21 protein-coding genes are annotated in these 21,945 nt (G+C 73.5%); 7 read left to right on the forward strand and 14 right to left on the reverse strand.

All coding sequences use genetic code 11. The features are described from left to right. Positions 1-146: 146 nt before the first annotated feature. Genes AB0D45_RS31460 through AB0D45_RS31470 form a run of 3 tightly spaced genes read right to left on the reverse strand, consistent with a single transcriptional unit; the run spans position 147 to position 2,092 of the window. Positions 147-416 (reverse strand): hypothetical protein, encoded by a 270-nt coding sequence (locus tag AB0D45_RS31460; protein WP_361605245.1) that lies wholly within the window; start codon positions 414-416, stop codon positions 147-149. Positions 417-426: 10 nt separating this feature from the next. Continuing rightward, on the reverse strand, positions 427-1,140 hold the full coding sequence (locus tag AB0D45_RS31465; RefSeq protein WP_362465405.1) for a helix-turn-helix domain-containing protein: 714 nt from the start codon (positions 1,138-1,140) through the stop codon (positions 427-429). 22 nt (positions 1,141-1,162) lie between these two features. Continuing rightward, complete coding sequence (locus AB0D45_RS31470; protein WP_361605239.1) at positions 1,163-2,092, reverse strand: diiron oxygenase; 930 nt, start codon at positions 2,090-2,092, stop codon at positions 1,163-1,165. A 168-nt stretch (positions 2,093-2,260) separates the two neighbouring features. Between AB0D45_RS31470 and AB0D45_RS31475 the strand changes: the two genes are divergently transcribed. Continuing rightward, entirely contained in the window at positions 2,261-3,367 is a 1,107-nt protein-coding gene (locus tag AB0D45_RS31475) for a ferritin-like domain-containing protein (RefSeq protein WP_362465408.1), read from the forward strand. A gap of 27 nt (positions 3,368-3,394) precedes the next feature. Here AB0D45_RS31475 and AB0D45_RS31480 read toward each other — a convergent pair whose 3' ends face one another. Together AB0D45_RS31480 and AB0D45_RS31485 are read right to left on the reverse strand one after the other, a co-directional pair. Further along, on the reverse strand, positions 3,395-4,855 hold the full coding sequence (locus AB0D45_RS31480; RefSeq protein WP_362465411.1) for a penicillin-binding transpeptidase domain-containing protein: 1,461 nt from the start codon (positions 4,853-4,855) through the stop codon (positions 3,395-3,397). After that, on the reverse strand, positions 4,852-6,249 hold the full coding sequence (locus AB0D45_RS31485) for an FtsW/RodA/SpoVE family cell cycle protein (RefSeq protein WP_362465414.1): 1,398 nt from the start codon (positions 6,247-6,249) through the stop codon (positions 4,852-4,854). Before AB0D45_RS31485 ends, AB0D45_RS31480 begins: the two co-directional genes overlap by 4 nt. Positions 6,250-6,355: 106 nt before the next feature. Between AB0D45_RS31485 and AB0D45_RS31490 the strand changes: the two genes are divergently transcribed. From AB0D45_RS31490 to AB0D45_RS31505, 4 genes are all read left to right on the forward strand, one after another. Beyond that, entirely contained in the window at positions 6,356-6,745 is a 390-nt protein-coding gene (locus AB0D45_RS31490; RefSeq protein ID WP_362465417.1) for a DUF6325 family protein, read from the forward strand. Further along, positions 6,745-7,209 (forward strand): hypothetical protein, encoded by a 465-nt coding sequence (locus AB0D45_RS31495; protein ID WP_362465420.1) that lies wholly within the window; start codon positions 6,745-6,747, stop codon positions 7,207-7,209. The genes AB0D45_RS31490 and AB0D45_RS31495 overlap by 1 nt, the downstream gene beginning before the upstream one ends. 584 nt (positions 7,210-7,793) lie before the next feature. Further along, positions 7,794-8,378, forward strand: coding sequence for an NAD(P)H-dependent oxidoreductase (locus tag AB0D45_RS31500; protein WP_362465423.1), 585 nt, complete (start codon positions 7,794-7,796; stop codon positions 8,376-8,378). 500 nt (positions 8,379-8,878) lie between these two features. Beyond that, positions 8,879-10,093 carry a C40 family peptidase gene (locus AB0D45_RS31505; RefSeq protein ID WP_362465426.1) on the forward strand — a complete coding sequence of 405 codons (1,215 nt, stop codon included), beginning with the start codon at positions 8,879-8,881 and terminating at the stop codon, positions 10,091-10,093. Here AB0D45_RS31505 and AB0D45_RS31510 read toward each other — a convergent pair. From AB0D45_RS31510 to AB0D45_RS31530, 5 genes are all read right to left on the reverse strand, one after another. After that, positions 10,033-11,304 carry a styrene monooxygenase/indole monooxygenase family protein gene (locus AB0D45_RS31510; protein ID WP_362465429.1) on the reverse strand — a complete coding sequence of 424 codons (1,272 nt, stop codon included), beginning with the start codon at positions 11,302-11,304 and terminating at the stop codon, positions 10,033-10,035. The two genes, AB0D45_RS31505 and AB0D45_RS31510, sit on opposite strands and share 61 nt — an antisense overlap. Positions 11,305-11,427: 123 nt before the next feature. Further along, a complete protein-coding gene (locus AB0D45_RS31515) occupies positions 11,428-12,063 on the reverse strand; it encodes an ATP/GTP-binding protein (RefSeq protein WP_361605212.1) in 636 nt (211 codons plus the stop codon). Next, entirely contained in the window at positions 12,044-12,427 is a 384-nt protein-coding gene (locus AB0D45_RS31520) for a DUF742 domain-containing protein (protein WP_361605209.1), read from the reverse strand. Before AB0D45_RS31520 ends, AB0D45_RS31515 begins: the two co-directional genes overlap by 20 nt. Further along, on the reverse strand, positions 12,424-12,900 hold the full coding sequence (locus AB0D45_RS31525) for a roadblock/LC7 domain-containing protein (RefSeq protein WP_361605206.1): 477 nt from the start codon (positions 12,898-12,900) through the stop codon (positions 12,424-12,426). The genes AB0D45_RS31520 and AB0D45_RS31525 overlap by 4 nt, the downstream gene beginning before the upstream one ends. Continuing rightward, complete coding sequence (locus tag AB0D45_RS31530) at positions 12,897-16,001, reverse strand: nitrate- and nitrite sensing domain-containing protein (RefSeq protein WP_362465434.1); 3,105 nt, start codon at positions 15,999-16,001, stop codon at positions 12,897-12,899. The genes AB0D45_RS31525 and AB0D45_RS31530 overlap by 4 nt, the downstream gene beginning before the upstream one ends. 378 nt (positions 16,002-16,379) lie before the next feature. Between AB0D45_RS31530 and AB0D45_RS31535 the strand changes: the two genes are divergently transcribed. Continuing rightward, positions 16,380-17,153 (forward strand): protein phosphatase 2C domain-containing protein, encoded by a 774-nt coding sequence (locus tag AB0D45_RS31535; protein WP_361605200.1) that lies wholly within the window; start codon positions 16,380-16,382, stop codon positions 17,151-17,153. A 27-nt stretch (positions 17,154-17,180) separates the two neighbouring features. Here the strand turns inward: AB0D45_RS31535 and AB0D45_RS31540 are convergent, their stop codons facing one another. After that, complete coding sequence (locus AB0D45_RS31540; RefSeq protein WP_267032692.1) at positions 17,181-17,621, reverse strand: MarR family transcriptional regulator; 441 nt, start codon at positions 17,619-17,621, stop codon at positions 17,181-17,183. A 133-nt stretch (positions 17,622-17,754) separates the two neighbouring features. After that, positions 17,755-20,151 (reverse strand): endopeptidase La, encoded by a 2,397-nt coding sequence (gene lon / locus AB0D45_RS31545; protein ID WP_362465438.1) that lies wholly within the window; start codon positions 20,149-20,151, stop codon positions 17,755-17,757. 130 nt (positions 20,152-20,281) lie between these two features. On the opposite strand from lon, the gene AB0D45_RS31550 reads away from it, so the two are divergent. Then, positions 20,282-20,677 carry a RidA family protein gene (locus AB0D45_RS31550; RefSeq protein ID WP_361605193.1) on the forward strand — a complete coding sequence of 132 codons (396 nt, stop codon included), beginning with the start codon at positions 20,282-20,284 and terminating at the stop codon, positions 20,675-20,677. Here the strand turns inward: AB0D45_RS31550 and AB0D45_RS31555 are convergent. Both AB0D45_RS31555 and AB0D45_RS31560 read right to left on the reverse strand, forming a co-directional pair. Beyond that, a complete protein-coding gene (locus AB0D45_RS31555; protein ID WP_362465441.1) occupies positions 20,674-21,423 on the reverse strand; it encodes a DUF4097 family beta strand repeat-containing protein in 750 nt (249 codons plus the stop codon). The two genes, AB0D45_RS31550 and AB0D45_RS31555, sit on opposite strands and share 4 nt — an antisense overlap. An 83-nt stretch (positions 21,424-21,506) precedes the next feature. Beyond that, positions 21,507-21,945, reverse strand: a 439-nt coding sequence (locus AB0D45_RS31560; RefSeq protein ID WP_362465444.1) for a rhodanese-like domain-containing protein, incomplete at its 5' end; no start/stop codon positions are given.

The raw sequence follows: 21,945 nt of genomic DNA on the forward strand, positions 1-21,945 counted from the left end.
CATCTCGTTTTAGTCCCGGACGACACCCCACCCCGCCCCCGCCCCCTCCGTACGCAGCCACCTTCCTCCTTGCGGTACCCCCCAGCCCCGCCGGCGTTTGAGGCGCGGGTCCGGGCAGCGCCCGGGGAATGGGACCGTGAGGGGGGTTACGTGCGGCGGCGTTTGGGCCAGGGCCAGTTGGGGCGGGGCTTCTCGCCCGTCGGGGAGAAGGTGTACTTCCACCCCTTCTGGAGTCCCAGCCGCTTCGTGTACCCCGACGGCACCCGCTCGTACAGCAGTACCGTCGGCGGCCCGCCGTCCGGCGCCGGGACCGGGATCTCGTACCACTTCGGCGGGTGCCCCGTCGGGCCGACGAGGATCGGGAGGATCCGGCCGTCCATGGGTCCGCCCTCGAAGGGAGTCGGTTCGCTTCTCACCCCTCCAGTGTCACAGCAGGTGGGCCGCCTCGGAGACCACGGGGATCACGCGCCGCGCGAGGACGCCGACCGGGCCGTCCGCCGGCTCCAGGGCGAGGGCGGCGCGCGCGGCGCCGGCCGTTTCGGGGTCGGTGGCCGCCGTGGCCGTCAGGAGGGCGATGAACTGGTCCACCAGCCAGCCCCGCAGGGTGGCGGCCTCCGGCTGCTTGCCCTCGTCGATCCAGATCAGCGAGGCCGCCTCCACCGCCGTGATCCAGGTGCGGACCATCATCCGCAGCCGCGGGCCCGGGGACGGGACGTCCAGGTGGAGGAGGATCTGTTCGGCGGCCGCGCGGCGGATGCCGTCCACCGTGGCGGTGGTGCGGGAGGTCTCCACGACGCTGCCGCCCTGCAGGAGGGCGGCGAAGCCGGCGTCGTGTTCGTCGACGAACGCCAGGTACCGGTCCAGGACCCGGGACAGCCGCTGGGTCAGCGGGCCGGCCTGGGGTTCGGCGAAGCAGAGTTCGAGGACGTCCGCCGCCGAGCGCAGGGCGGCTTCGTACAGCTGCTGTTTGCCGCCCGGGAAGTAGCGGTAGACCAGCGGGCGCGAGACGCCCGCGGCCTCCGCGACGTCATCGAGGGAGATCTCCTCCGGGGCACGGTGCGCGAACAGCGACAGCGCGGCGTCGAGGAGCTGGGCTCGCCGCTCCTCGACGCTCAGTCTGCGGTAGGCCCGTACGGTCATGCCCGCAGACTAGACGACCCGTCTACGCGAGGAGGCCGGAGCTGCGCCAGAGTCTGCGGCCGACTCCGCTCAGGACGCCGATGTCGTCGAGGAAGTCGGTGAGCCGCTTCGCGCCGCTCTGCATCACCTCGCGCCGGTGGCCGCTGGCCTTGACCTGGGCCACGGCTTCGCGCCGGTCGAGGCCGACGTTCTCGTACACGGTGGGGTTGACGAAGGCGACGGAGAAGACGCGGGCGGCCTCGCCGCAGCTGATCCGGGTGAGTTCGCGCTCCCAGCGGGGGGCCGTCAGCATCTGGCGGCGCAGTTCCTCGCGGGCGTACCGGACGTGCCGGGCCTCCTCGACGACGTGGATCCTGGTGACGCCGCGGACCAGGGGCTGGATGCGCTCGTCCGGGAAGGTCAGGCGCTGCATCCAGTCGAGGATCTCCTCGCCGAGGAGGGTGCAGGCGAAGGAACCGGGGGTGGTGGAGACCGTCTTGAGGATGCGGGCGAGGTTGTGGTTGAGCCGGGAGACGGGGTAGCCGGGGGCGCCCGCCTTCTGGATCATGCGGGCGAACATCATCGAGTGGCGGCACTCGTCGGCGATCTCGGTGAGCGCGTACCGGACGTGGTTGCTGGTCAGCGGCTTGTCGTAGATGTGCCGGACCAGGAGCTGCATGAGGATGATCTCGAACCAGATGCCCAGGGAGGCCAGGGACGCCGCCTCGTGGCGGGACAGGTCGATGCGCTGCTCCTCGCCCATCTTCTTCCACATCGGGGTGTCGTAGAGGGAGAGCAGCTCGGGCGGCCAGTAGTACTTCCCGTCGATCGGCGGGGCGTCCCAGTCGAGTTCCCGGTCCGGGTCGAAGGAGTGCTTGGCGGAGGATTCGAGGAGTCGCTGGGCGATCTGCTCGCGGTCCTTGAGGAGGCCGAGGGCGTCCCTCAGCGCGGCTCGTTCCGTCACGGTCGTCATGGCTTCGGGCACCTCGCGATCGGGTCACCTGCGGTCACCTCTTATAAGACTGCCTGTCAGCAAGGCCGTCAATCCCCCGCGCACGACTTGTTGACCCCGTGTCTACCAACGTGTGACGCTGCCAACCGACCGCTCCCGCACGGCAGTACGTGAGACGAGGAGGCGTCAGTGTCGACGCACGAGCTCTACACCCATGCCCCGGACGAGGGCGTCTGGCCGGTCCCCGCCGCCGGCGCGGCCCGCTTCAGCTGGGAGTACGACGGCGGCCGCGACCGCCTCCTCGCGCTGTACCAGAAGGGCAAGGACAAGCAGTGGGACGGCGCCAAGCGCATCGACTGGGACATCGAGGTGGACCCGTACGACCCGCTCGGCACCCCCGACGAGATGCTGACGCTCCACGGCACCCGGCACTGGGCCAGGATGAGCGAACGCGACAAGGGCGAGCTGCGCCGGCACTACAGCGCCTGGAACTTCAGCCAGTTCCTGCACGGCGAACAGGGCGCGATGGTGTGCGCGGCGCGCATCGTGGAATCCGTGCCTGACCTCGACGCGAAGTTCTACTCCGCCACCCAGACCATGGACGAGGCGCGGCACGCCGAGATCTTCGGGCGCTTCCTGCACGAGAAGGTCGGGATGCTCTACCCGATCAACGACAGCCTCCAGGGGCTGCTGGGCGACACCCTGCGCGACTCCCGCTGGGACATGCCCTACCTCGGCATGCAGGTGCTCATCGAGGGGCTGGCGCTGGCCGCCTTCGGGATGATCCGCGACACCACCGACAAGCCGCTGCCGCAGCAGATCCTCGCGTACGTGATGCAGGACGAGGCCCGCCACGTGGCCTTCGGGCGGATGGCCCTGCGCGACTACTACAAGCAGCTGACGGACGCCGAACTGCGCGAGCGCGAGGAGTTCGTGATCGAGGGCTGCCACCTGATGCGCGACCGGCTGCGCGGAGTGGAGGTGCTGGAGAACTTCGGCGTCCCGAAGCGGGAGGCGGAGGAGTACACCGAGCAGTCGGAGTTCCTGCACCTGTTCCGCAAGCTGCTGTTCAGCCGGATCGTGCCGTGCGTCAAGGACATCGGGCTCTGGGGCGACCGGCTGCAGAAGGCGTACCTGGACATGGGGGTCTTCGAGATGGGCGACTCCAACCTCGACCTGCTGATGACCCGGGACGAGGAGATCGCCGAGGCCCTCGACCGCGAGCGCTTCGCGGCCGAGGAGCGGGACCGGGCGGCGGAGGTGGAGGCCGCCGTCCAGGAGGGCGCGCAGGGCTAGGGGCCGTCCGGAGGCCGCAGGCGCGGGTCAGTGCCCCGCCAGGGCCGCCTGCATCACCGCCCGCGCGATCGGGGCCGCGGCGCCGTTGCCGCTGATGTCCCCGCGCACCGCCGACGCGTCCTCCACCACCACGGCGACCGCCACCGCCGGCTCCGGCGCGTCCTGCGCGCGGGCCCAGGCGATGAACCAGGCGTACGGCGTGCCGGCGTTGCCCACGCCGTGCTGCGCGGTACCGGTCTTGCCGCCGACCCGCGCCCCGGGGATCGCCGCGTTGCGGCCCGTACCGTCCTCCACCACCTTCACCATCAGCTCCTGCATGCGCAGCGCCGTGGCGGGGCTCATCGCCCGGCCCATGGTCCGCCGGCTGGTCTGCCGCACCGGGGACCCGTCGTCCTGGGTCGTACGCTCCACCAGGTAGGGGGCCTTCAGCTCGCCCCCGTTGGCCACGGCCGCCGCCACCATCGCCATCTGGAGCGGTGTGGCCTTGGTGTTGAACTGCCCGATCGAGGAGAGCGCCAGCTGGTCCGGGCTCATGTCGGTGTCGAAGTCCGACCGCGACACCCACGACGGCACCCGCAGCCCCTCGTCGTTGAACCCGAACCGGGTGGCCGCCTCCACCATCGCCCGCAGCCCGACCCGCACCCCGATCCTCGCCATCACCGTGTTGCAGGACCACTGCACCGCCTCCGCCATCGAGGCGTCCTCGCAGCCGGTCGCCGCGTTCGGCAGCAGGGTGCTGGTGCCGGGCAGCGGGTACGGGTCGGGCGTGCGGGTGGGCGCGTCCACGTCCGTGACCACGCCCGCGTCGAGGGCGGCCGCCGCCGTCACGATCTTGAAGGTGGAGCCGGGCGGATAGGTCTCGCGCAGCGCCCGGTTGAGCATCGGCTTGGCGGGGTCCGCGTTCAGCCGCTCCCAGGCCGCCTTGACCTTCGCACCGGTCCCGGAGAGCAGGCCCGGGTCGTACGAGGGGCTGCTGACCAGGGCCAGGATCCTGCCCGTGGCCGGCTCCAGGGCGGCGACCGCGCCCCGCTTGCCGCCGAGCCCCCGGTACGCGGCCTGCTGTACGGCGGCGCGCACGGTGGTCACGGCGTTGCCGCCGCCGGGGCGGCCGCGCGAGAGGTCGTACCAGAGCGGGAACGCGGAGAGCCCCGGGTCGGTACCGGCGAGGACCGCGTCCTCGGCGCGCTCCACGAAGCTCGTCCCGTACGTCTGGGAGGAGAAGCCGGTGACGGGCGCGTAGAGCGGGCCGTCGGTGTAGGTCCGCTCGTAGCGCAGCAGCTGGCCGCTGTCGCGCGAGCCGGTGACGGGCCTGCCGTCGACCAGGACGTCCCCGCGCGGTTCGGCGTAGCGCTCGATGGCGGGGCGCTTGTTGGCCGGGTTCGCCCCGTAGGCGGCCGACTCCCAGACCTGCACCCGGGCCACGTTGGCCAGCAGGGCGGCGAGCAGCAGCGCGCAGAAGTACGCGCACCAGCGGATGTAGCGGATCACGTGGCGAACTCCCCCGCTTCCGGTCGGGGTCGGCGGGCGCTGTCGCTGAGCCGCACCAGCAGGGCGACGATGATCCAGTTGGTGACCACGGAGGAGCCGCCCTGCGCGAGGAAGGGCATGGCCATGCCGGTGAGCGGGATCAGGCCGGTGACGCCGCCCGCGATGACGAAGACCTGGAGGGCGACGATCGAGGCGAGCCCGGTGGCGAGCAGCCGCCCGAAGGGGTCGCGCAGCGCGAGTCCGGCGCGGAAGCCCCGGGAGACGAGGAGCCCGTAGAGCAGCAGGATCGCGGTGAGGCCGACGAGGCCGAGCTCCTCGCCGGCGGTGGCGAGCACGAAGTCCGACTTGGCTGCGAAGCCGATGAGGAAGGAATGGCCGTGCCCGAGGCCGGCGCCGAGCAGGCCGCCGGCGGCGAAGGCGAAGAGGGACTGGGCGAGCTGGCCGGGTCCGTCGCCGCGCTCGATGGAGGCGAAAGGATTCAGCCAGTCGTCCACGCGGCTGTGGACGTGCGGCTCGAAGGTCCCGACGGCGTACGCGCCGAGGGCGGCGAGCACCAGCCCGATGGCGATCCAGCCGATCCGCCCGGTGGCGGTGAACAGCATGATGACGAAGAGCCCGAAGAAGAGCAGCGAGGTCCCGAGGTCCCGCTCCAGGACGAGGACACCGACGCTGAGCAGCCAGATGGCCAGGATCGGCCCGAGTACCCGGCCGGGCAGGAGGCGCAGCTTCCAGAACAGCCGGCGGCCGGTGAGGGCGAGGGCGGTGCGGTTCGCGGCGAGGTAGGCGGCGAAGAAGAGCGCGAGCAGGATCTTGGCGAACTCCCCCGGCTGGAAGGAGAGCCCGGCGAAGCGGATCCAGATGTGGGCGCCGTTGACGGCCGGGAAGAAGACGGGGACGAGCATCAGCGCGAGGGCCGTGGTGACGGCCAGGTAGGCGTACCGCTGGAGCACCCGGTGGTCGCGCAGGAGGGTGAGGACGAGGACGAAGAGCACCACGCCGAGGGCCGACCACCGCAGCTGGTCCCCCGCCCCGGGCTCGCCCGGGGTGGCGAGGTCGAGGCGCTGGATGAGGACCAGGCCGAGCCCGTTGAGCAGGACGGCGATCGGCAGCAGGAGCGGATCGGCGTACGGGGCCCTGAGCCGGACGGCGAGGTGCGCGAGCAGCGCGGCCCCGCCGAGGCCGGCGGCGTAGGTGGTGGCGGGGAGGGGGGTGGCGGCGCGCGTCGGGGTGGCGGTGGGGGCGTTCGCGGCGAGGTCGACGTAGAGGTGGCCCAGTACGGAGATCAGGACCGCGCCTGCGAGCAGGGTCAGCTCGATGCCGCGGCGCCGGGGCGCGCCGGAGTCGGGGGGCGGCGGCGGAGCGGGCTCCGTCACCTTCGCCGTCAGAGCGGTCATACGGGGAAACGTAGCAAGGTCGCGGCTGGTATGTCCGCTTATGTCATAGGGTGCCGAAGAGTCGTCAGAAACGGTCAGGAGCGACAGGAGTGAGGAGCCCCGGCGCATGGGACCTGTGGAATTCATCGTCCTCGCCTTCCCGGAGGAACAGCTGCGGGTCCCGGCGGTCGAGGCCGTGATGGGGCTGCGGAAGACGGGGGTGGTCCGGCTGATCGACGGGCTCGTCACGACGAAGACGGCGTCGGGGGAAGTACTGGCGGCGGAGTTCGACGAGTTCGTGGAGCTACGGGGCATCCTGGCCGGCCGTGACGTGGCGCGGCTGATCGGCCCGGAGGACGTGCACGAGGCGGCGGAGCTGCTGGACCGGGGCAGCTGCGCGCTGCTGCTGGTGGTCGAACACGTCTGGGCGCAGGACGCGGCGGTCTCCGTACGGGCGGCGGGCGGGCGGATCGTCGGCTCGGTCCGGATCCCGGCGGAGCGGGTGGGGGTGGCGTGATGTTCATCCGGCCGGTGGGCGTGACGGTCAGGGCGGCGAACCGCCCCTCGGGGCGCCCCCTCCTGCGGGGCCTGCTCAGGCGGGCGGCGGGCGCGGCGGAGTGGGCCCAGGCGGAGGACAGCGGCGAGGCGGTGGTGGAGGGGTTCGGGGACCAGTACGGGGACGAGTTCGGGGAGGGAGTTGGGGAGGAGCGGGACGGGGAGGAGGGGGTCGGGGAGGAGGGGGTCGGGGAGGAGCGTGGTCTCCCCGCCTGGGGCGGGGAGGAGCCGGGTCCGGCGGCCACCGGCGGGGAGGAGCCCGCGCCGGCGGCAACCCCGCCCGGCGCACCACCCCCGCCCGGCGGCCTGGTGGCGGGGCTGACCCAACTGGCCGACCTGACCCGGGAGGGCCTCCTGACGCGGGACGAGTTCACGCGGGCGAAGGCCCTGCTGCTGGGAAGCGGGGGACCGGGGGCGGAGTCCTAGCGGGGCCGGATCAGGGAGGGTGTGGGGGCTTCCCGTCAGTCCCATCGTCGTTCCGGGGCGGGCCGGTCCCTCAAGGGCGCTCCCTTCGGTCGCGTCGCTGCGCGATGGCCTTCGGCCACCCTTGACCGACCGACCCGCCCCGGAAAGCCGAAAGACTGCCGGGAAGCCCCCAGAAGAACGGTCACCAGGGACATCTACGAGGAGCGGCTCCCTCAGCGATGAGACGAGGGGCCAGGGCTCATGACCCCCGGGCATCCGGGCCCCCTTCCCCATGCCCAGGACTGGGGCCCGGCCCAACCCGCACCAAACAGCGATCAGAGCAGCCCGGCAAGCACCCGGACGCACCAGATCGCTACGCGCTCCTCCCGTCTCAGCGACTGGCGGCCGCCGGAGGCTGATACCTGCACCTGACGTTGATCAGGAGCTCGATCCGGGCCGCCAGGCGCGACAGATCGCTGCCCACTCCTCATGGTGCGGCGGCCGGCGGTCGGTTCGCCTACGGGCAGACATGCGTGGACCACCGAATACGGCTCGGATCTAGGATGGCCGCAGACGGACAACCGGGGGGAACCATGCGTGTAGGGGTGTATCTCGCTCATCCGAGGCCGGGGAGCTTCAACCATGCGCTGTTCGAGGCCGTGGTGGAGGAGCTGAGCGGTCGTGGGGCCGAGGTCGTGGCGCACGACCTCTGTGCCGAGGGCTTCGACCCGCGGCTGTCCGGCGATGAGACGGGGACGGTCGAGTCGGCCGATGCCAAGGACGGTCAGCTGGCCCGGCACCGGGCCGAGGTGGCCGGACTGGATGCCCTGGTGTTCGTCCACCCGAACTGGTGGGGCATGCCGCCCGCCGTCCTCACCGGCTGGGTGCAAAGGGTCCTCGCGCCCGGCGTCGCCTACAAGCTCGACACCGCAGACGGCGAACCCGCCGGTCTCCTGAAAGCGGGCAAGGCCCTCGTACTGAACACCTCCGACACCCCGGCGGACCGGGAAGAGAGCGAGTTCGGCGATCCCCTGCACACCATCTGGTCGGCATGCGTCCTGCCGTACGTGGGGGCCACGGACGTCCGCCGCGTCGTCTTCCGGACCGTCACCGACTCATCCGACGAGGAGCGCACCGCCTGGCTCACCGAAGCCCGCCGACAGGCAGCCGCCCTCTTGACCTCCGCCTGACGCTGCTCGGACCGCCATGGGGAACGGGTACCAGCCCCAGACGGCCGCCGGACGCCGAACAAGGAGAAGCGCGTGGCGATCTGACGCGCCCATGCGCTGCCGTCGCTGCTCTGGTCGTCGTGCGGTGCGGGCATGGCCCCTGACCCGTCGCCTCGTCCCTGACGGGCCCGCTCCTGGGACCTCTCCCTGGTGACCGTTCTTTTGGGGGCTTCCCGGCAGTCTTTCGGCTTTCCGGGGCGGGGCGGCCTGTCAAGGGTGGCCGAAGGCCATCGCGAAGCGACGCGAGCGCAGCGAGCGCCCTTGACGGGCCGGCGCGACACGGAACGACGATGGGACTGACGGGAAACCCCCAAACCCTCTCTGAGGCGGCCCAGGGGGATACCGCTCCACCCCTGCCCCACTCCCCACCCCCCCAACCAGGTGACCTCCCCCGACCCACCACGGTCGGTCGAAGGTTCGGGTGGGTGGGCGTGGCAGCATCGGGCGGCGGAGGTGATTACATGACAAAACGACTGCTGCGGATCGCCTGTCTGGCCGCCGTCTTCGTCGCCGCGGGCTCCCCGCCCACCGCCCAGGCCGACCCCGCCCCCCGCACCGGCCCCGCCGCCGGCCCCGCCGCCGAAGTCCCCCGCACCGCATCCGCCCCCCAACTCGGGGATCTGCTCACCCGTTTGCAGCGCCTCTACCAGGGGGCCGAGGAAGCCACCGAGGCCTACAACGCCGCCGAGGTCGCCCTCAAGGCCCGGCAGGACGAGGAGCAGCGGCTCGCCGCGCGGCTCGGCAAGGCCCGCTCCGCGCTCGACTCCGAGCGGGCCACCGCCGGGCGGCTCGCCCGGGAGCAGTACCAGGGGGCCCGCGGCGGCTCCCTCTCCCCGTACCTGCGGTTGCTGCTCTCCGGCGACCCCCAGCAGGCCGTCGACCAGCGCCGGCTGGCCGCCCGCGAGGGTGCCCGGCGGGCCGCGGTCGTGGCGCGGCTGGAGCGGAGCCGGGCGCAGGCGGGGGCGCTGGCCGGTGCGGCCCGCAAGGCCCTGGACGACCAGGCGGCCCTCGCCGCGGAGCAGAGGCGGGCCCAGCGGGAGGTCACGGGCCGGCTCAAGGAGGTGGAGCGGCTGCTGGCGGCGCTCACCCCCGAGGAGCTGGCCGGGCTCGGGGCCCGCGAGGCGGCCGTGACCGCAGGGGCGCAGCGCACCCTGGTGGACTCCGGGCGGCTGCCCGCCCGTACGGGTACGCCCACCGCCGCCGGCGGGGCCGCCCTGCGGTACGCGGCGGCGCAGATCGGCAAGCCGTACGTGTGGGGCGCGGAGGGTCCGGGCTCCTTCGACTGCTCGGGGCTGACCTCGCGGGCCTGGGAGCACGCCGGGCGGTCCATCCCGCGGACCAGCCAGGAGCAGTGGGCACAGCTGACCCGGGTACCGCTGGACCAGTTGCGCCCGGGCGATCTGGTGGTCTACTTCCCGAAGGCCACCCACGTGGCCCTGTACCTCGGGGACGGCAAGGTGATCCAGGCGCCCCGCCCGGGGGCCACCGTGAAGGTCTCGCCGATCGCGGCGAACCCGCTCCTCGGGGCGGTCCGCCCGGATCCGGAGGCGAAACCGCTCGCGGAGTTCACCCCGCCGCCGCTGCCCGAGGCCGCGGCGGCGGGGGACGACACGGGCTACTCGTCGCCGGACGCGCCGGACGGGGCAGCCACGGCCGACGACACCTCCGCCAGGTAGTCGGCGGTGTCCTCGGGGTCGTAGAAGTACGCGTCGAAGTCGGCCGGGTTGTCGAAGCCGTTGGCGAACCGGTCCGCCACGGGCTGGAGCTGCCCGGCCGCGCCGATCAGGTTCAGCACGTGCTCCGGCGGGACGCCCAGCATGGCGTTCGTCCACTGGGTCACCGGCTTGCCGGTGGTGAACCAGTACTTGTCGAAGGTGGCCTTCATCCACGCCTCGTCGAACGGCTTGTCCCCGTGCATGAGGATCGAGGAGAGGTACGAGGCCGCGCACTTGGCCGCCGAGTTGGAGCCCTGCCCGGTGATCGGGTCGTTCGCGACGACCACGTCCGCGACGCCCAGGACCAGGCCGCCGCCGGGCAGGCGGCCGATCGGGTTGCGGACCACCGGTGCGTAGCGGCCGGCGAGGGTGCCGCCCGCGTCCGTGAGCTCGACCTTCGTCGCCCGCGCGTACTCCCAGGGCGTGTACTCCTCCATGAGCGACAGGGTCAGCGCCAGGTGCTCGCCGGGGTCGTTGACGCCCTTGAAGACGTCCAGCGGGCCGCCCGGCAGGCCCTCCCAGAACAGGATGTCGGCGCGCCCGGACGTCGTCAGGGTCGGCATGACGAACAGCTCGCCTACGCCCGGGACCAGGTTGCAGCGCACGGCCTCGGTCTGCGGGTGCTCGGGGCGCGGCCCGAGCCCGTGCACGTACGAGACGGCCAGCGCGCGCTGCGGGGCGTCGTACGGGGAGCGTGCCGCGTCCCGCTCGAACATCGACACCAGTTCGCCCTTGCCGGCGGCGACGAGCACGAGGTCGTACGTACGGGCGAAGAAGTCGAGGTCGGCGACGGACGCGCCGTGGATGACCAGCTGGCCGCCGCGCTGGGTGAAGGTGTCGAGCCAGCCCGCCATCTTCACCCGCTGGTCCACGGACTGCGCGTACGCCTTGAGGCGGCCGAGCCAGTCGACGGCGCGGGAGCCGTCGGGGGCGGCCACCGAGACGCCCAGGCCCTGGATCTTGGGAGCCTGCTGCTCCCAGAAGTCCAGCTGGAGGTCCCGCTCGTGCCGGAGCGCCGTGTCGAACATGCACTGCGTGGACATGACCCGTCCGGTGCGGATCTCGTCCGCGGTCCGGTTGGACATGAGGGTGATCTCGTACCCCTTCGCCTGGAGGCCGAGGGCGAGCTGGAGACCGGACTGGCCGGCCCCGACGACGAGTATCTTGCGCATCTCACGTTCTCGATTCGGGGAGGGTTCTTCGGGACGTGCGGAGGCCGCGCGCGGGGCCCGTGCGGGGGCGCCGTGCGTGCGCGCGGAGGGCGCACCCGTGCGGGCGTGCCTTCGCGGGCGTGCCTAGGCGGGCGTGGCGTCCAGGGCGTGGCCCACCAGGGTCAGCAGGGATTCCACGACCGTGGCCCGGCGCCGTGCGTCCATGATCACGACGGGGACGTGCGGCGGGATCGTGAGCGCCTCCCGCACGTCCTCCGCGTCGTAGGAGCGCGAGCCCTCGAAGTGGTTGACGGCGACCGCGTAGGGGAGCCCGCAGCTCTCGAAGTAGTCGAGCGCGGGGAAGCAGTCGCGCAGCCGGCGCGTGTCGGCCAGGACGAGGCCGCCGATGGCTCCGCGCACGAGGTCGTCCCACATGAACCAGAACCGCTCCTGGCCGGGGGTCCCGTACACGTAGAGCACGAGGTCGTCGTCGAGGGTGATGCGGCCGAAGTCCATGGCGACGGTGGTCGTGTTCTTGTCCGGGGTCCCGGTCAGGTCGTCGGTGGGGACGCTGGCCTGGGTCATCACCGCTTCGGTGCGCAGCGGGGCGATCTCGGAGAGGGAGGACACGAAGGTGGTCTTGCCGACGCCGAAGCCCCCGGCGACCAGCACCTTCACGGCGACGGGCGCGCGCGAGCGGTCGTACTGCCAGGGCTGGACGGGCTCGTCGTCCACGATCCCGGCGACGTCGGCGTCGTAGTCAGAGACGGCGGAGGCCACTGAGCACCCTTTCCAGCAGCGCGCGGTCGGGCCGGCCGGTGCCGTGGCCCGTGCCGTAGACGCGGATCCGGCCCTGGTCGGCGAGGTCGCTGACGAGGACCCGGACCACGCCGAGCGGCAGCTTCAGCAGTGCGGATATCTCGGCGATGGTGCGCATCCGGCGGCACACCTCGACTATGGCGCGCATCTCGGGCATGCGGTCGGGCGTCTTGGCCGGACCGCTGTCGAGGGTGGCGACGAACGTCTCCACCAGCAGGACCTGCGGGAAGCGGGTGCGGCCGCCCGTGAGGGAGTACGGGCGGACGCGGGCGGGGCGGCGGTCGGCGCCGCGTATCGGCAGCCGGTCGGAGGCCGTACTCCTCACGGGGTTTTCTCCATCGACTGGCGCAGCTCACTGCGGACTTCGGGGGTCAGGACGTGGCCGGCGCGGCCGACGAACAGGGCCATGTGGTAGGCGACGACGCTCATGTCGCAGTCGGGCGTGGCGTGCACGCCGAGCAGGGAGCCGTCGCTGATGGACATGACGAAGACGGAGCCGTTCTCCATGGCCACCATCGTCTGCTTGACGGTGCCGAACTCCATGAGGGCGGCCGCACCGGTGGTGAGGCTGCCGAGGCCGGACACGATGGTGGCGAGGTCGGCCGAGGCGCCGCGGGGGCCCCGGGGCCGGTGTTCCCGCGCGGATTCCGCGGCCGGCTCGGAGGACAGCAGCAGCAGCCCGTCCGAGGACACGACGGCCACGGAGTTGACCCCGGGCACCTCCTCGACCAGGTCGGTCAGCAGCCACTGCAGGTTGCGGGCCTGGGTGCTCAGTCCGTACGTACTGGGCGCGGTCATGTGCGTGCCTCCTGTGCGGTGTCCCCCTGGTCGGTGTGCCCCTGCCCCCGGCCCTGCGGGTCCTGGTGGTCCTGGGCGAGTTCCGCCGCGACGACCCGGCGCCCGTCCTGGGCGCCCTGGTAGAACCCGCCGAGGCGGCGGCGCAGTTCCTCGGCGTCGACCTTGCGCGGCTCGGGGCGGGCCGCGGTGGGGCTTGCGATGCCGGGGGCCGCCACGGAGCGCGGGGTCCGCTTGGGGAGGCCCTTGGCGGTGACGGTTCCGGTGGCGGGCTCGGCCATGGGCTCGGGGTGGCTGCCCTGGCGGGGGACAAAGCCGTCCCCCGCGTCGGCGGCCCGCCGGTGGCCGGACTGGTCGGCGTCGAGTGCCGCGTCCGGGTGTCCTTCGTGGTGTACGGGTGCACCGGCTGCGGTGTCGTGTTCCCCGGCGGCGTCCCCCGGGGCGGGGTCGGCCGCCGTGAAGGCCTCCGCGTCGGCTTCGGCCACGACCCGGGCGAGGAGCTCCTCCTCGGGACCGGCCCCGGCCGGCGTCGCCCCGGCCGCGGGGGCCTCCTCGGAGGCGGCGGTGAAGACCTGGTCGGCCGGGGGCGGCTGCGCGTCGTCGAAGGCCTCGGCCAGGGTGACCACCTTGGCGGGCTCGGCGTCGGCGTCCTCGGACTCCGGCGGGGCCGCGGCGGGCGCGGCTCCGAAGGCCTCCGCCACCAGGGAGCCGGCGTCGAAGGACTCGTACGCCTCGGACTCGAAGGAGTCGGAGTCGGAGTCGGCCTCGGAGTCGTCCGCGCCGGAAGGCACGGAGGAGCCGGCGGACCCGGAGCCGTGCGCCTCGGGCGCCTCGGCGTCCTGCGCCCCGCCCGCGGCCGTCTCGTCCGGCTCGGCGTCGAAGGCCTCGGCGAGCGTGACCACCTTGGCCGGCTCGGCCTCCGCGGCGGCCGGTTCGGCCGGGGCCGCCGGCCGCGCCTGCGCGTCCTGCTCGGCCACGGGCGTCCGCAGCCGCGGCGGGAGGGTGTTCTCGTTGGCCTCGGCGATCACTCCGGGCAGCTGGATCGCGGTGGCGCCCGGCGTGGCCAGGGTGTGGACCGGCGAGGCCGGCGGGCCGTCCGGCAGCAGCGCCCCGGGGATGACGACCAGGGCCTCCAGGCCGCCGTGCCGGCCGGCGCGCAGCTCGGCGCTCACGCCGTGGCGTGCGGCGAGCCGCCCGGCGACGTAGAGGCCGAGTCCCAGGCCGTGTTCGGCCTCGGGTTCCTCGTCGTAGGCGTCGGGGGTGGACAGGCGGGTGTTCAGGGAGGCGAGCCGGTCCTCGGTGACGCCGATGCCCTCGTCCACGACGGACAGGACGACGTCGCCGGAGTCGCTCAGCCGGCCGGACACCTTCACCTTGGCGTCGGGCGGGGAGAAGGTCGTGGCGTTCTCGAGGAGTTCCGCGAGGACGTGCGAGATGTCGTCGGCGGCGTGTCCGGCGACCTGGGTGTAGGAGGGCATGGCGGCGAGGTCGACGCGCTCGTAGCGCTCGATCTCGCTGACGGCGGCCCGCATGACGTCGACCAGGGGCACGGGCAGGCTCTGGCCGTGGCCGTGTTCCTGTCCGGCGAGGACCAGCAGGTTCTCGTTGTGGCGGCGCATGACCGTCGCCAGGTGGTCCAGCTTGAAGAGGGTGGCGAGCCGGTCGGGGTCGCCTTCCCTGGACTCCAGCTCCTCGATGACGGCGAGCTGGCGCTCGACGAGGCCGAGGGTGCGCAGGGAGAGCGAGACGGAGGTCGTGGACATGATGCGGCGGTGCTCCTCCAGCCCCGCGCGCAGCTGTGCCAGCTCCTGTTCCAGGGCCTCGCGGCCGGAGGAGAGGGCCTCGTTGCGGCCGATGAGGCGGCGCCGGTCGGCGTCGAGCCCGGCGACCCTGGTGTGCAGGGCGACCGTCTGGTCCCGTACCGCGTTGAGGTGGCGTACGACCTCGGCGAACTCGTCGTTGCGGCCGGTGAAGCGGACCGGGTCCTGCGAGCCCTCGGGGGTGGCGAGTCGCTCCGCGCCGCGGCGCAGCACCGACAGCGGCCGGGTGAGGGAGCGGGCGACGGCGGTGGAGAAGCCGATGACGAAGAGGAAGAGGACGCCGAGTGCGGCGACCAGCAGTTCCAGCCGGGTCACGTCGTCGTCGCGCAGGGTGGTGAAGGCGGTGGCCCGCTCGCCGGCGAGGGTGGACTCCACCGAGCGCATCCGGTCGATGCGGGCGGTGAGGGCGGTGCCCAGGGCGCCCGCGTCGGTGGCCCTGCGGTCGGCCGGGGTCAGCGTGGGCCGCTCGGTGAGCCGCTTGAGGTGGTCGTCGGCCGCCTTGACCTCGGGGCCGGTGACGGTGGCGGCGAGGGTCTGGCGTACGGCGGGCCGGGCGGCGCGCGCGAAGTCGTCGAGGGCGGCCTGTTCGCGGACGCGGGAGCGCTGCGCGGCGCTGGTGAGCTCGTCGGCGACGGCGGCGTTCGGGGCCTGCTCGGCGCGGGGGACGGCCAGGGCGGCGAGGAGCAGTCCGCGGGTGGCGGAGGCCTGGTCCACGGCCTGGCCCAGGGGGGCCATGGGCCGGGTGACGGCCAGGGCGGCCTCGGCGCGGGGCGGGGTGAGCTCGGTGAGGCGGTCGCCGGGCGCGAGGAGTTCGGTGAGGAGTCCCGCGTAGGCCTGGTGGGCGGCGAGGGCGCTGCCCTTGCCGTCGACGGCTTCCGCGCGGACGGCCTTGACCTTGCCGAGGGCGCGGGCGAGTTCCTCGTCGGCCTCCGGCTGGAGTTCGGTGATCTGCCGGTCGGTGCGCGCGGTGCGCTCGTCGACGGCGGCCTTGGCGTTGCCCGGCCGGCCCTTGGCCGCGTACTCGACGACGGCGTCGCGCTCGTCGCCGAGGAGGTGGGCGAGGGTGAGGGCGTGCCGGGTCTGTTCCGCGAGGGTGACCAGGCGCTGGGAGTCGTTCAGTTCCCTCGTGGCGGAAACGACGGCGGGGGTGCCTGCCGCGAGGACGGTGAGTCCGGCGACTGCTACTCCGATGACCAGCCTGCTGCGGACGCGTACGCGCCGTCCTGCGTTGGCGGGTCCGTCGGCGCTGGCGGTGCCGTTCTTCCGAGACCGCTTCTTCTGCACCGGTGCTCGCAATCCTGTACGTGTGCTCGTGCTCGTCTACTCGTGTGGCCGAGGTAACGGCCGGTCAACAAGTAAACGCCCCCTGCCCCCTCGTACCGCCTCAGACCTTCGCAGTGTGTTGGGAGGAGAGCCGCACATCGCCCACCCGGCCACTCGAAGGAGTGAACATCACGGAGGAGTGGCCGACCAACTCGGGCACCGCGTGTCAGGGGCCCGCCGTGGACGGGTGGTTGAAAGAACGCGGCGGGCTTTGGCAGTATGCCCGCCCACATCTCGCGGGGAGCGGGTGGGCGGGGGCGTCCGGCGGTCCGCCCCATCCCACCGGTATTGGTATGGACCTTCCGGGCTTTCCGGGGCCCCGCCGGGCAGAATGCCCGCATGCGCATCGACCTGGCCTCGGAACCCGGCAACCCGGAACACCCCAATGAAGACTGGGTGTCGGCGTCGGCACCTGCGTCGGGAGGCGGCGTCGTGGTCGTCCTGGATGGGGTCACCCCGCCGCGCGGGGACGACGGATGCGTGCACGGAGTGCCGTGGTTCTCCACCCGGCTCGGCGGCCGATTGACCGAACTGTCCGGATCGCGGCGGGACATGCCCCTGGAGGGGGTGCTGGCCCGGGCGATCGCGGAGACCGCCGACGCGCACCGCGGGACCTGTGACCTTTCTCACGTCCGCACGCCGCAGGCGACGGTCGTCATGGTCCGGTGGGACGAGGCGTACGTGGAGCACCTCGTGCTCTCCGATTCCGTGCTCCTGCTCCGCGGACCCGGGGGCGCGGTCACCCCGGTGCTCGACGACCGGCTGGACCGGGTGCCTGGTGAGGTGCGCGGCTCGGTGGCGGCGACCGACGCGCTGCGCAACGCGGACGGGGGCTTCTTCACGGCGGCCGCCGACCCGGCGGTCGCGGCCCGGGCCGTGACCGGACGCACCCCGCGCTCCGAGGTGCGGGCGGTGGCCGCGCTGACGGACGGGGCGAGCCGCTGGACGGACACGTTCGGGGAGGGCGACTGGGCGGCCTGCCTGGACGTGCTGCGCAAGGAGGGCGCGCAGGGGCTGATCGGGCGGGTCCGGGCCGCCGAGTCGGATCCGCTGCGCCGGCCGGGCCGGTACAAGCGGCACGACGACGCCTCGGCGGTGTACGCCGAGCTCTGAGCGGCATCCGGGTGGCCGTCGGCCCGGCTACTCCTCGCCGGAGTTCAGCTGGTTGAGCAGTCTGGCCAGTTCGGCCACCTCGCCCCGGTCCCAGTCGGCCAGCTTGCGCATGTACTGCTCGCGCCGGGCTCCCCGTACGCGCAGGAAGCGGGTGCGGCCCTCCTCCGTCAGTCCGACGAGGAAGGCGCGGCCGTCGGCGGGGTCCGGCTCGCGGGCCACCAGTCCCAGGACCTCCAGGGCGCGCAGCTGGCGGCTCATGGTGGCCTTGCCGACGCCGAAGTAGGCGGCCAGCTCGGTGGCCCGCTGGCGGCCGGCGGCCTCCAGCCGGACCAGCAGCCCGTACGCGGCGGGCTCCAGCTCGGGGTGCAGGGCGCGGGCCATCTCGCCGGAGGAGGCGCGGGCGCGCCGCAGGAAGACGGACAGCTCCCGCTCCAGGGCGAGGAACTCCTGGTCTTCACTGCCGTGCACGTGCCGCTCCCATCGGTGGCGGGGCGCCCCGGGGCACCCCTGTTCGGGACCAGTATTTCGCAGCGCGCACGCCGAAGGCCCGGGGCCCCGCCGCTAGGGGGCCCCGGGCCTTCGGCGGACCGGTGTGCGCCGGTCAGGCGGCTTCGGTGTAGGACACCACCGCGGGGGCGAGGGCCAGCTCCAGCACCTGGCGCACGTCCGTCACCGGGTGCACCTCCAGCCCCTCCAGCACCTCGGCCGGGACGTCGTCCAGGTCGGCCTCGTTGCGCTTCGGGATGATCACGGTGGTCAGCCCGGCGCGGTGCGCGGCGAGCAGCTTCTGCTTGACGCCGCCGATCGGCAGCACCCGCCCGGTCAGCGACACCTCGCCCGTCATCGCCACGTCCGTGCGCACCTGGCGGCCGGACAGCAGCGACGCCAGCGCGGTGGTCATGGTGATGCCGGCGCTCGGCCCGTCCTTGGGGACGGCGCCGGCCGGGAAGTGGATGTGCACGCCCCGGTCCTTCAGGTCGGCGACCGGCAGCTCCAGCTCCGCGCCGTGCGAGCGCAGGAAGCTGAGGGCGATCTGCGCCGACTCCTTCATCACGTCGCCCAGCTGGCCGGTGAGGGTGAGCCCGGCGGCGCCGGTCTCCGGGTCGGCGAGGGACGCCTCGACGTACAGGACGTCGCCGCCGGCCCCGGTCACGGCGAGGCCGGTGGCCACGCCGGGCACCGCGGTGCGCCGCTCCGCCGGGTCCTGCGCGGACTCCGGGACGTGGTGCGGCCGGCCGATGAGGCCGCGCAGCTCGCCCGCGCCGATGGTGAAGGGGAACGCGCGCTCGCCCAGCTCGTGCTGGGCGGCCACCTTGCGCAGGAGCCGGGCGATGGACCGCTCCAGGGTGCGCACGCCCGCCTCGCGGGTGTACTCGCCGGCGAGCCTGCGCAGCGCCTCGTCCTCCAGGACCACTTCCCCGGCGGTCAGCCCGGCGCGCTCCAGCTGGCGGGGCAGGAGGTGGTCGCGGGCGATGACGATCTTCTCGTCCTCGGTGTACCCGTCGAGGCGCACGATGTCCATGCGGTCGGCCAGGGCCTCGGGGATGGCCTCCAGGACGTTGGCCGTGGCGAGGAAGACCACGTCGCTGAGGTCCAGTTCCACCTCCAGGTAGTGGTCCCGGAAGGTGTGGTTCTGCGCGGGGTCCAGGACCTCCAGCAGGGCGGCCGCGGGGTCGCCGCGGAAGTCGGAGCCGACCTTGTCGATCTCGTCGAGGAGCACGACCGGGTTCATGGACCCGGCCTCCTTGATCGCCCGGACGATCCGGCCGGGCAGCGCGCCGACGTACGTGCGCCGGTGGCCGCGGATCTCGGCCTCGTCGCGGACGCCGCCGAGGGCTACGCGGACGAACGTGCGGCCCATGGCGTGGGCCACGCTCTCGCCCAGCGAGGTCTTGCCGACGCCGGGCGGCCCCACGAGGGCGAGCACCGCCCCGCCGCGCCGCCCGCCGATGACGCCCATCCCCCGTTCGCCGCGCCGCTTGCGCACGGCGAGGTACTCGGTGATGCGGTCCTTCACGTCGCTCAGCCCGGCGTGCTCGGCGTCGAGCACGGCCCGCGCGCCCCGGATGTCGTACGCGTCCTCGGTGCGCTCGTTCCAGGGCAGCTCCAGCACGGTGTCCAGCCAGGTGCGGATCCAGGAGCCCTCGGGGCTCTGGTCGCTGGCCCGCTCCAGCTTGTCGACCTCCTTGAGCGCGGCTTCCCGCACCTTCTCGGGCAGGTCGGCCGCCTCGACGCGGGCGCGGTAGTCGTCGGACTCCTCGCCCTCCTTCTCCCCGCCCAGTTCGCGCAGCTCCTTGCGGACGGCCTCCAGCTGGCGGCGGAGCAGGAACTCCCGCTGCTGCTTGTCGACGCCGTCCTGGACGTCCTTGGCGATGGCCTCGGCGACGTCCTGCTCGGCGAGGTGGTCGCTGAGCGCCTTGACGGCGAGCCGGAGCCGGGCGACGGGGTCGATGGCCTCCAGCAGCTCCACCTTCTGAGCCACGGTCAGGAAGGGCGAGTAGCCGGAGTTGTCGGCGAGGGCGGAGACCCCCTCGATCTGCTGCACCCGGTCCACGACCTGCCAGGCGCCGCGCTTCTTGAGCCAGCTGGTGGCGAGCGCCTTGTACTCCTTGACGAGCTCGGCGACCGCCCCGGGCAGCGGGTCGGGCACCTGTTCGTCGACGGTCTCCCCCTCCACCCAGAGCGCGGCCCCGGGCCCTGTGGTGCCGGCGCCGATCCGGACGCGGCCGCGGCCGCGGATCAGCGCCCCGGGATCCCCGTCGGAGAGCCGCCCGACCTGCTCGACGGTCCCGAGCACGCCGATGCCGGCGTACGTCCCGTCGACCCGCGGCACGAGCAGCACCTGGGGCTTCCCGCTCCCGGCCGCCGCCTGCGCGGCCTCGACGGCTGCGCGCACCTCGGCGTCGGACAGGTCCAGGGGAACGACCATCCCGGGCAGCACGACCTCATCGTCGAGCGGCAGTACGGGCAGGGTGAGCGTTACGGACGTCGAAGCCATGATCTTCCCTCCGGCAGTGAAGTTGAGCTATGCCGACTCAATGCATCTGCGCCGCCCTGTGTTCCCCAACGCCCGTTCGCCGGGGGCGAACATCACGGATGGCCCTCTGCCCCACCCGCACCATGACGCCATGACAGACACACGACACACCGTCAGCTCGGGCTCCCCCCTGGAACCCCGGATCGGCTTCTCGCGCGCGGTGCGGGCGGGACAGTACGTGGCCGTCGCGGGCACGGCGCCGATCGGCGACGACGGCGGCACCGTCGGCCCGGGCGACGTCCACGCCCAGACGGTGCGCTGCCTGGACATCGCCGAGCGGGCCCTGAAGGAGGCCGGCGCCTCGCTCGCCGACGTCGTACGGACCCGGATCCTGCTGACCGACATCACCCGGTGGGAGGAGGCGGCCCGGGCCCACGGCGAGCGCTTCGCCGGCATCCGCCCGGTGACGACCTTCATGGAGGTGTCCCGCTTCATCGACCCGGCCTGGCTGGTGGAGGTCGAGGTCGACGCCGTGACCGCCGCCTAGGAGGCGGCGAGGCGGATGTCCCCGGAGCTGGTGCGCACCGCGATGCGGGAGGGGGCGTCCGGGGAGTCGCCGAGGGTGACGTCCCGTTCGCCCGAGCCGGTGCTGACCGACAGCCGGTACGGGGCCTGCGGCGCCGTCAGGGTGACGTCGCCCGAGCTGGTGGTGAAGGACACCGAGGCCGGGGCCTTCGCGAAGCCGACCGTCGAGTCACCCGAGCTCGAACGGAACTCGAACTCCGGGCCGGACAGGCCGGCGGCCCTGAGGTCCCCGGAGGAGGTACGGACCCGCAGCGGGCCCGTGATCCGCTCCGCCCGCACGTCGCCGGAGGAGGAGTCCAGCTCGGCGGCCGCCACACCCGTCACCGTGATGTCGCCGCTGCTGCTGCCGGCCTTGACCTTCACCGCGGCCGGCACCTCCAGCCGGTAGTCGACCCAGCAGGAGTCCCCGTCGCCTCCGCAGCCGTCGGTGAAGCTCAGCACGCCGCCCGAGACCCGCTGCTCCGGCACGGGCGCCGTGTCACCCCGGTAGTGCGCGACACGGCGGACGGTGACCCCGGGGCCGCTGCCCGCGGTGATCTCGACGGAGCCCCGGCGAAGGCCCGTCAGCTCCACGGCCGTGACTGCTTCCGTCACCGTCGTGTCGGCCCCGGCGGTCTTCAGCCTCGCCTCCTCCACCAGGGAGCAGCCGGACAGGAGCAGGGCCGCGGCGGTGGCGGCGAGGGCGGTGCGGGTGAGGTGAGGTGCCATGCCGCCGAGTCTGCCGACCCCGGGGCGGGCCGCGCGCTGGTGCAGGTATCCGAAAGGGGGGTGGGGCTAACCCCACCCCACCTTCAGGGACCGGCCACCACGGGCCGCAGCTCCGAGGGCAGGCCCCACTCGCTCCACGAGCCGTCGTACACCGACAGCCCCTCGTACCCGGCGAGGGTCGCCCCCAGCGCGAGCACGCAGGCCGTCACCCCCGAGCCGCAGCTGAAGCAGAGCCGCTCACGTTCCCCGGCCAACGCCTCGAAGGCCGCGCGGAGTTCCCGGGCGGGCCGCATCCGCCCGTCCGGCCCCTGGAGTTCGCCGAACGGCAGGTTCAGCGCGCCCGGCATGTGCCCGCCGCGCAGCCCCGGCCGGGGCTCGGGGGCGGTGCCGGCGAAGCGCTCGCGGGTGCGGGCGTCGAGCACGGCGGCGGCCGGATCGGCCAGGGCCGCCGAGACGGCGGCGGAGTCCACCAGCAGCCCCGCGCGGGGCCGGGCGGTGAAGGAGCCGCGGGGGCCGTCGTAC

The organism is Streptomyces sp. NPDC048352 (assembly GCF_040651895.1).
Classification (GTDB): domain Bacteria; phylum Actinomycetota; class Actinomycetes; order Streptomycetales; family Streptomycetaceae; genus Streptomyces.

Bases quoted from the DNA above. Each gene is read 5' to 3' on its own strand.
- AB0D45_RS31495 (WP_362465420.1), top strand. From the start codon at position 6,745: ATGTTCATCCGGCCGGTGGGCGTGACGGTCAGGGCGGCGAACCGCCCC.
- AB0D45_RS31465 (WP_362465405.1), bottom strand. From the start codon at position 1,140: ATGACCGTACGGGCCTACCGCAGACTGAGCGTCGAGGAGCGGCGAGCC.
- AB0D45_RS31510 (WP_362465429.1), bottom strand. From the start codon at position 11,304: ATGCGCAAGATACTCGTCGTCGGGGCCGGCCAGTCCGGTCTCCAGCTC.
- AB0D45_RS31505 (WP_362465426.1), top strand. From the start codon at position 8,879: ATGACAAAACGACTGCTGCGGATCGCCTGTCTGGCCGCCGTCTTCGTC.
- AB0D45_RS31485 (WP_362465414.1), bottom strand. From the start codon at position 6,249: ATGACCGCTCTGACGGCGAAGGTGACGGAGCCCGCTCCGCCGCCGCCC.
- AB0D45_RS31535 (WP_361605200.1), top strand. From the start codon at position 16,380: ATGCGCATCGACCTGGCCTCGGAACCCGGCAACCCGGAACACCCCAAT.
- AB0D45_RS31555 (WP_362465441.1), bottom strand. From the start codon at position 21,423: ATGGCACCTCACCTCACCCGCACCGCCCTCGCCGCCACCGCCGCGGCC.
- AB0D45_RS31490 (WP_362465417.1), top strand. From the start codon at position 6,356: ATGGGACCTGTGGAATTCATCGTCCTCGCCTTCCCGGAGGAACAGCTG.
- AB0D45_RS31525 (WP_361605206.1), bottom strand. From the start codon at position 12,900: ATGACCGCGCCCAGTACGTACGGACTGAGCACCCAGGCCCGCAACCTG.
- lon (WP_362465438.1), bottom strand. From the start codon at position 20,151: ATGGCTTCGACGTCCGTAACGCTCACCCTGCCCGTACTGCCGCTCGAC.
- AB0D45_RS31470 (WP_361605239.1), bottom strand. From the start codon at position 2,092: ATGACGACCGTGACGGAACGAGCCGCGCTGAGGGACGCCCTCGGCCTC.
- AB0D45_RS31550 (WP_361605193.1), top strand. From the start codon at position 20,282: ATGACAGACACACGACACACCGTCAGCTCGGGCTCCCCCCTGGAACCC.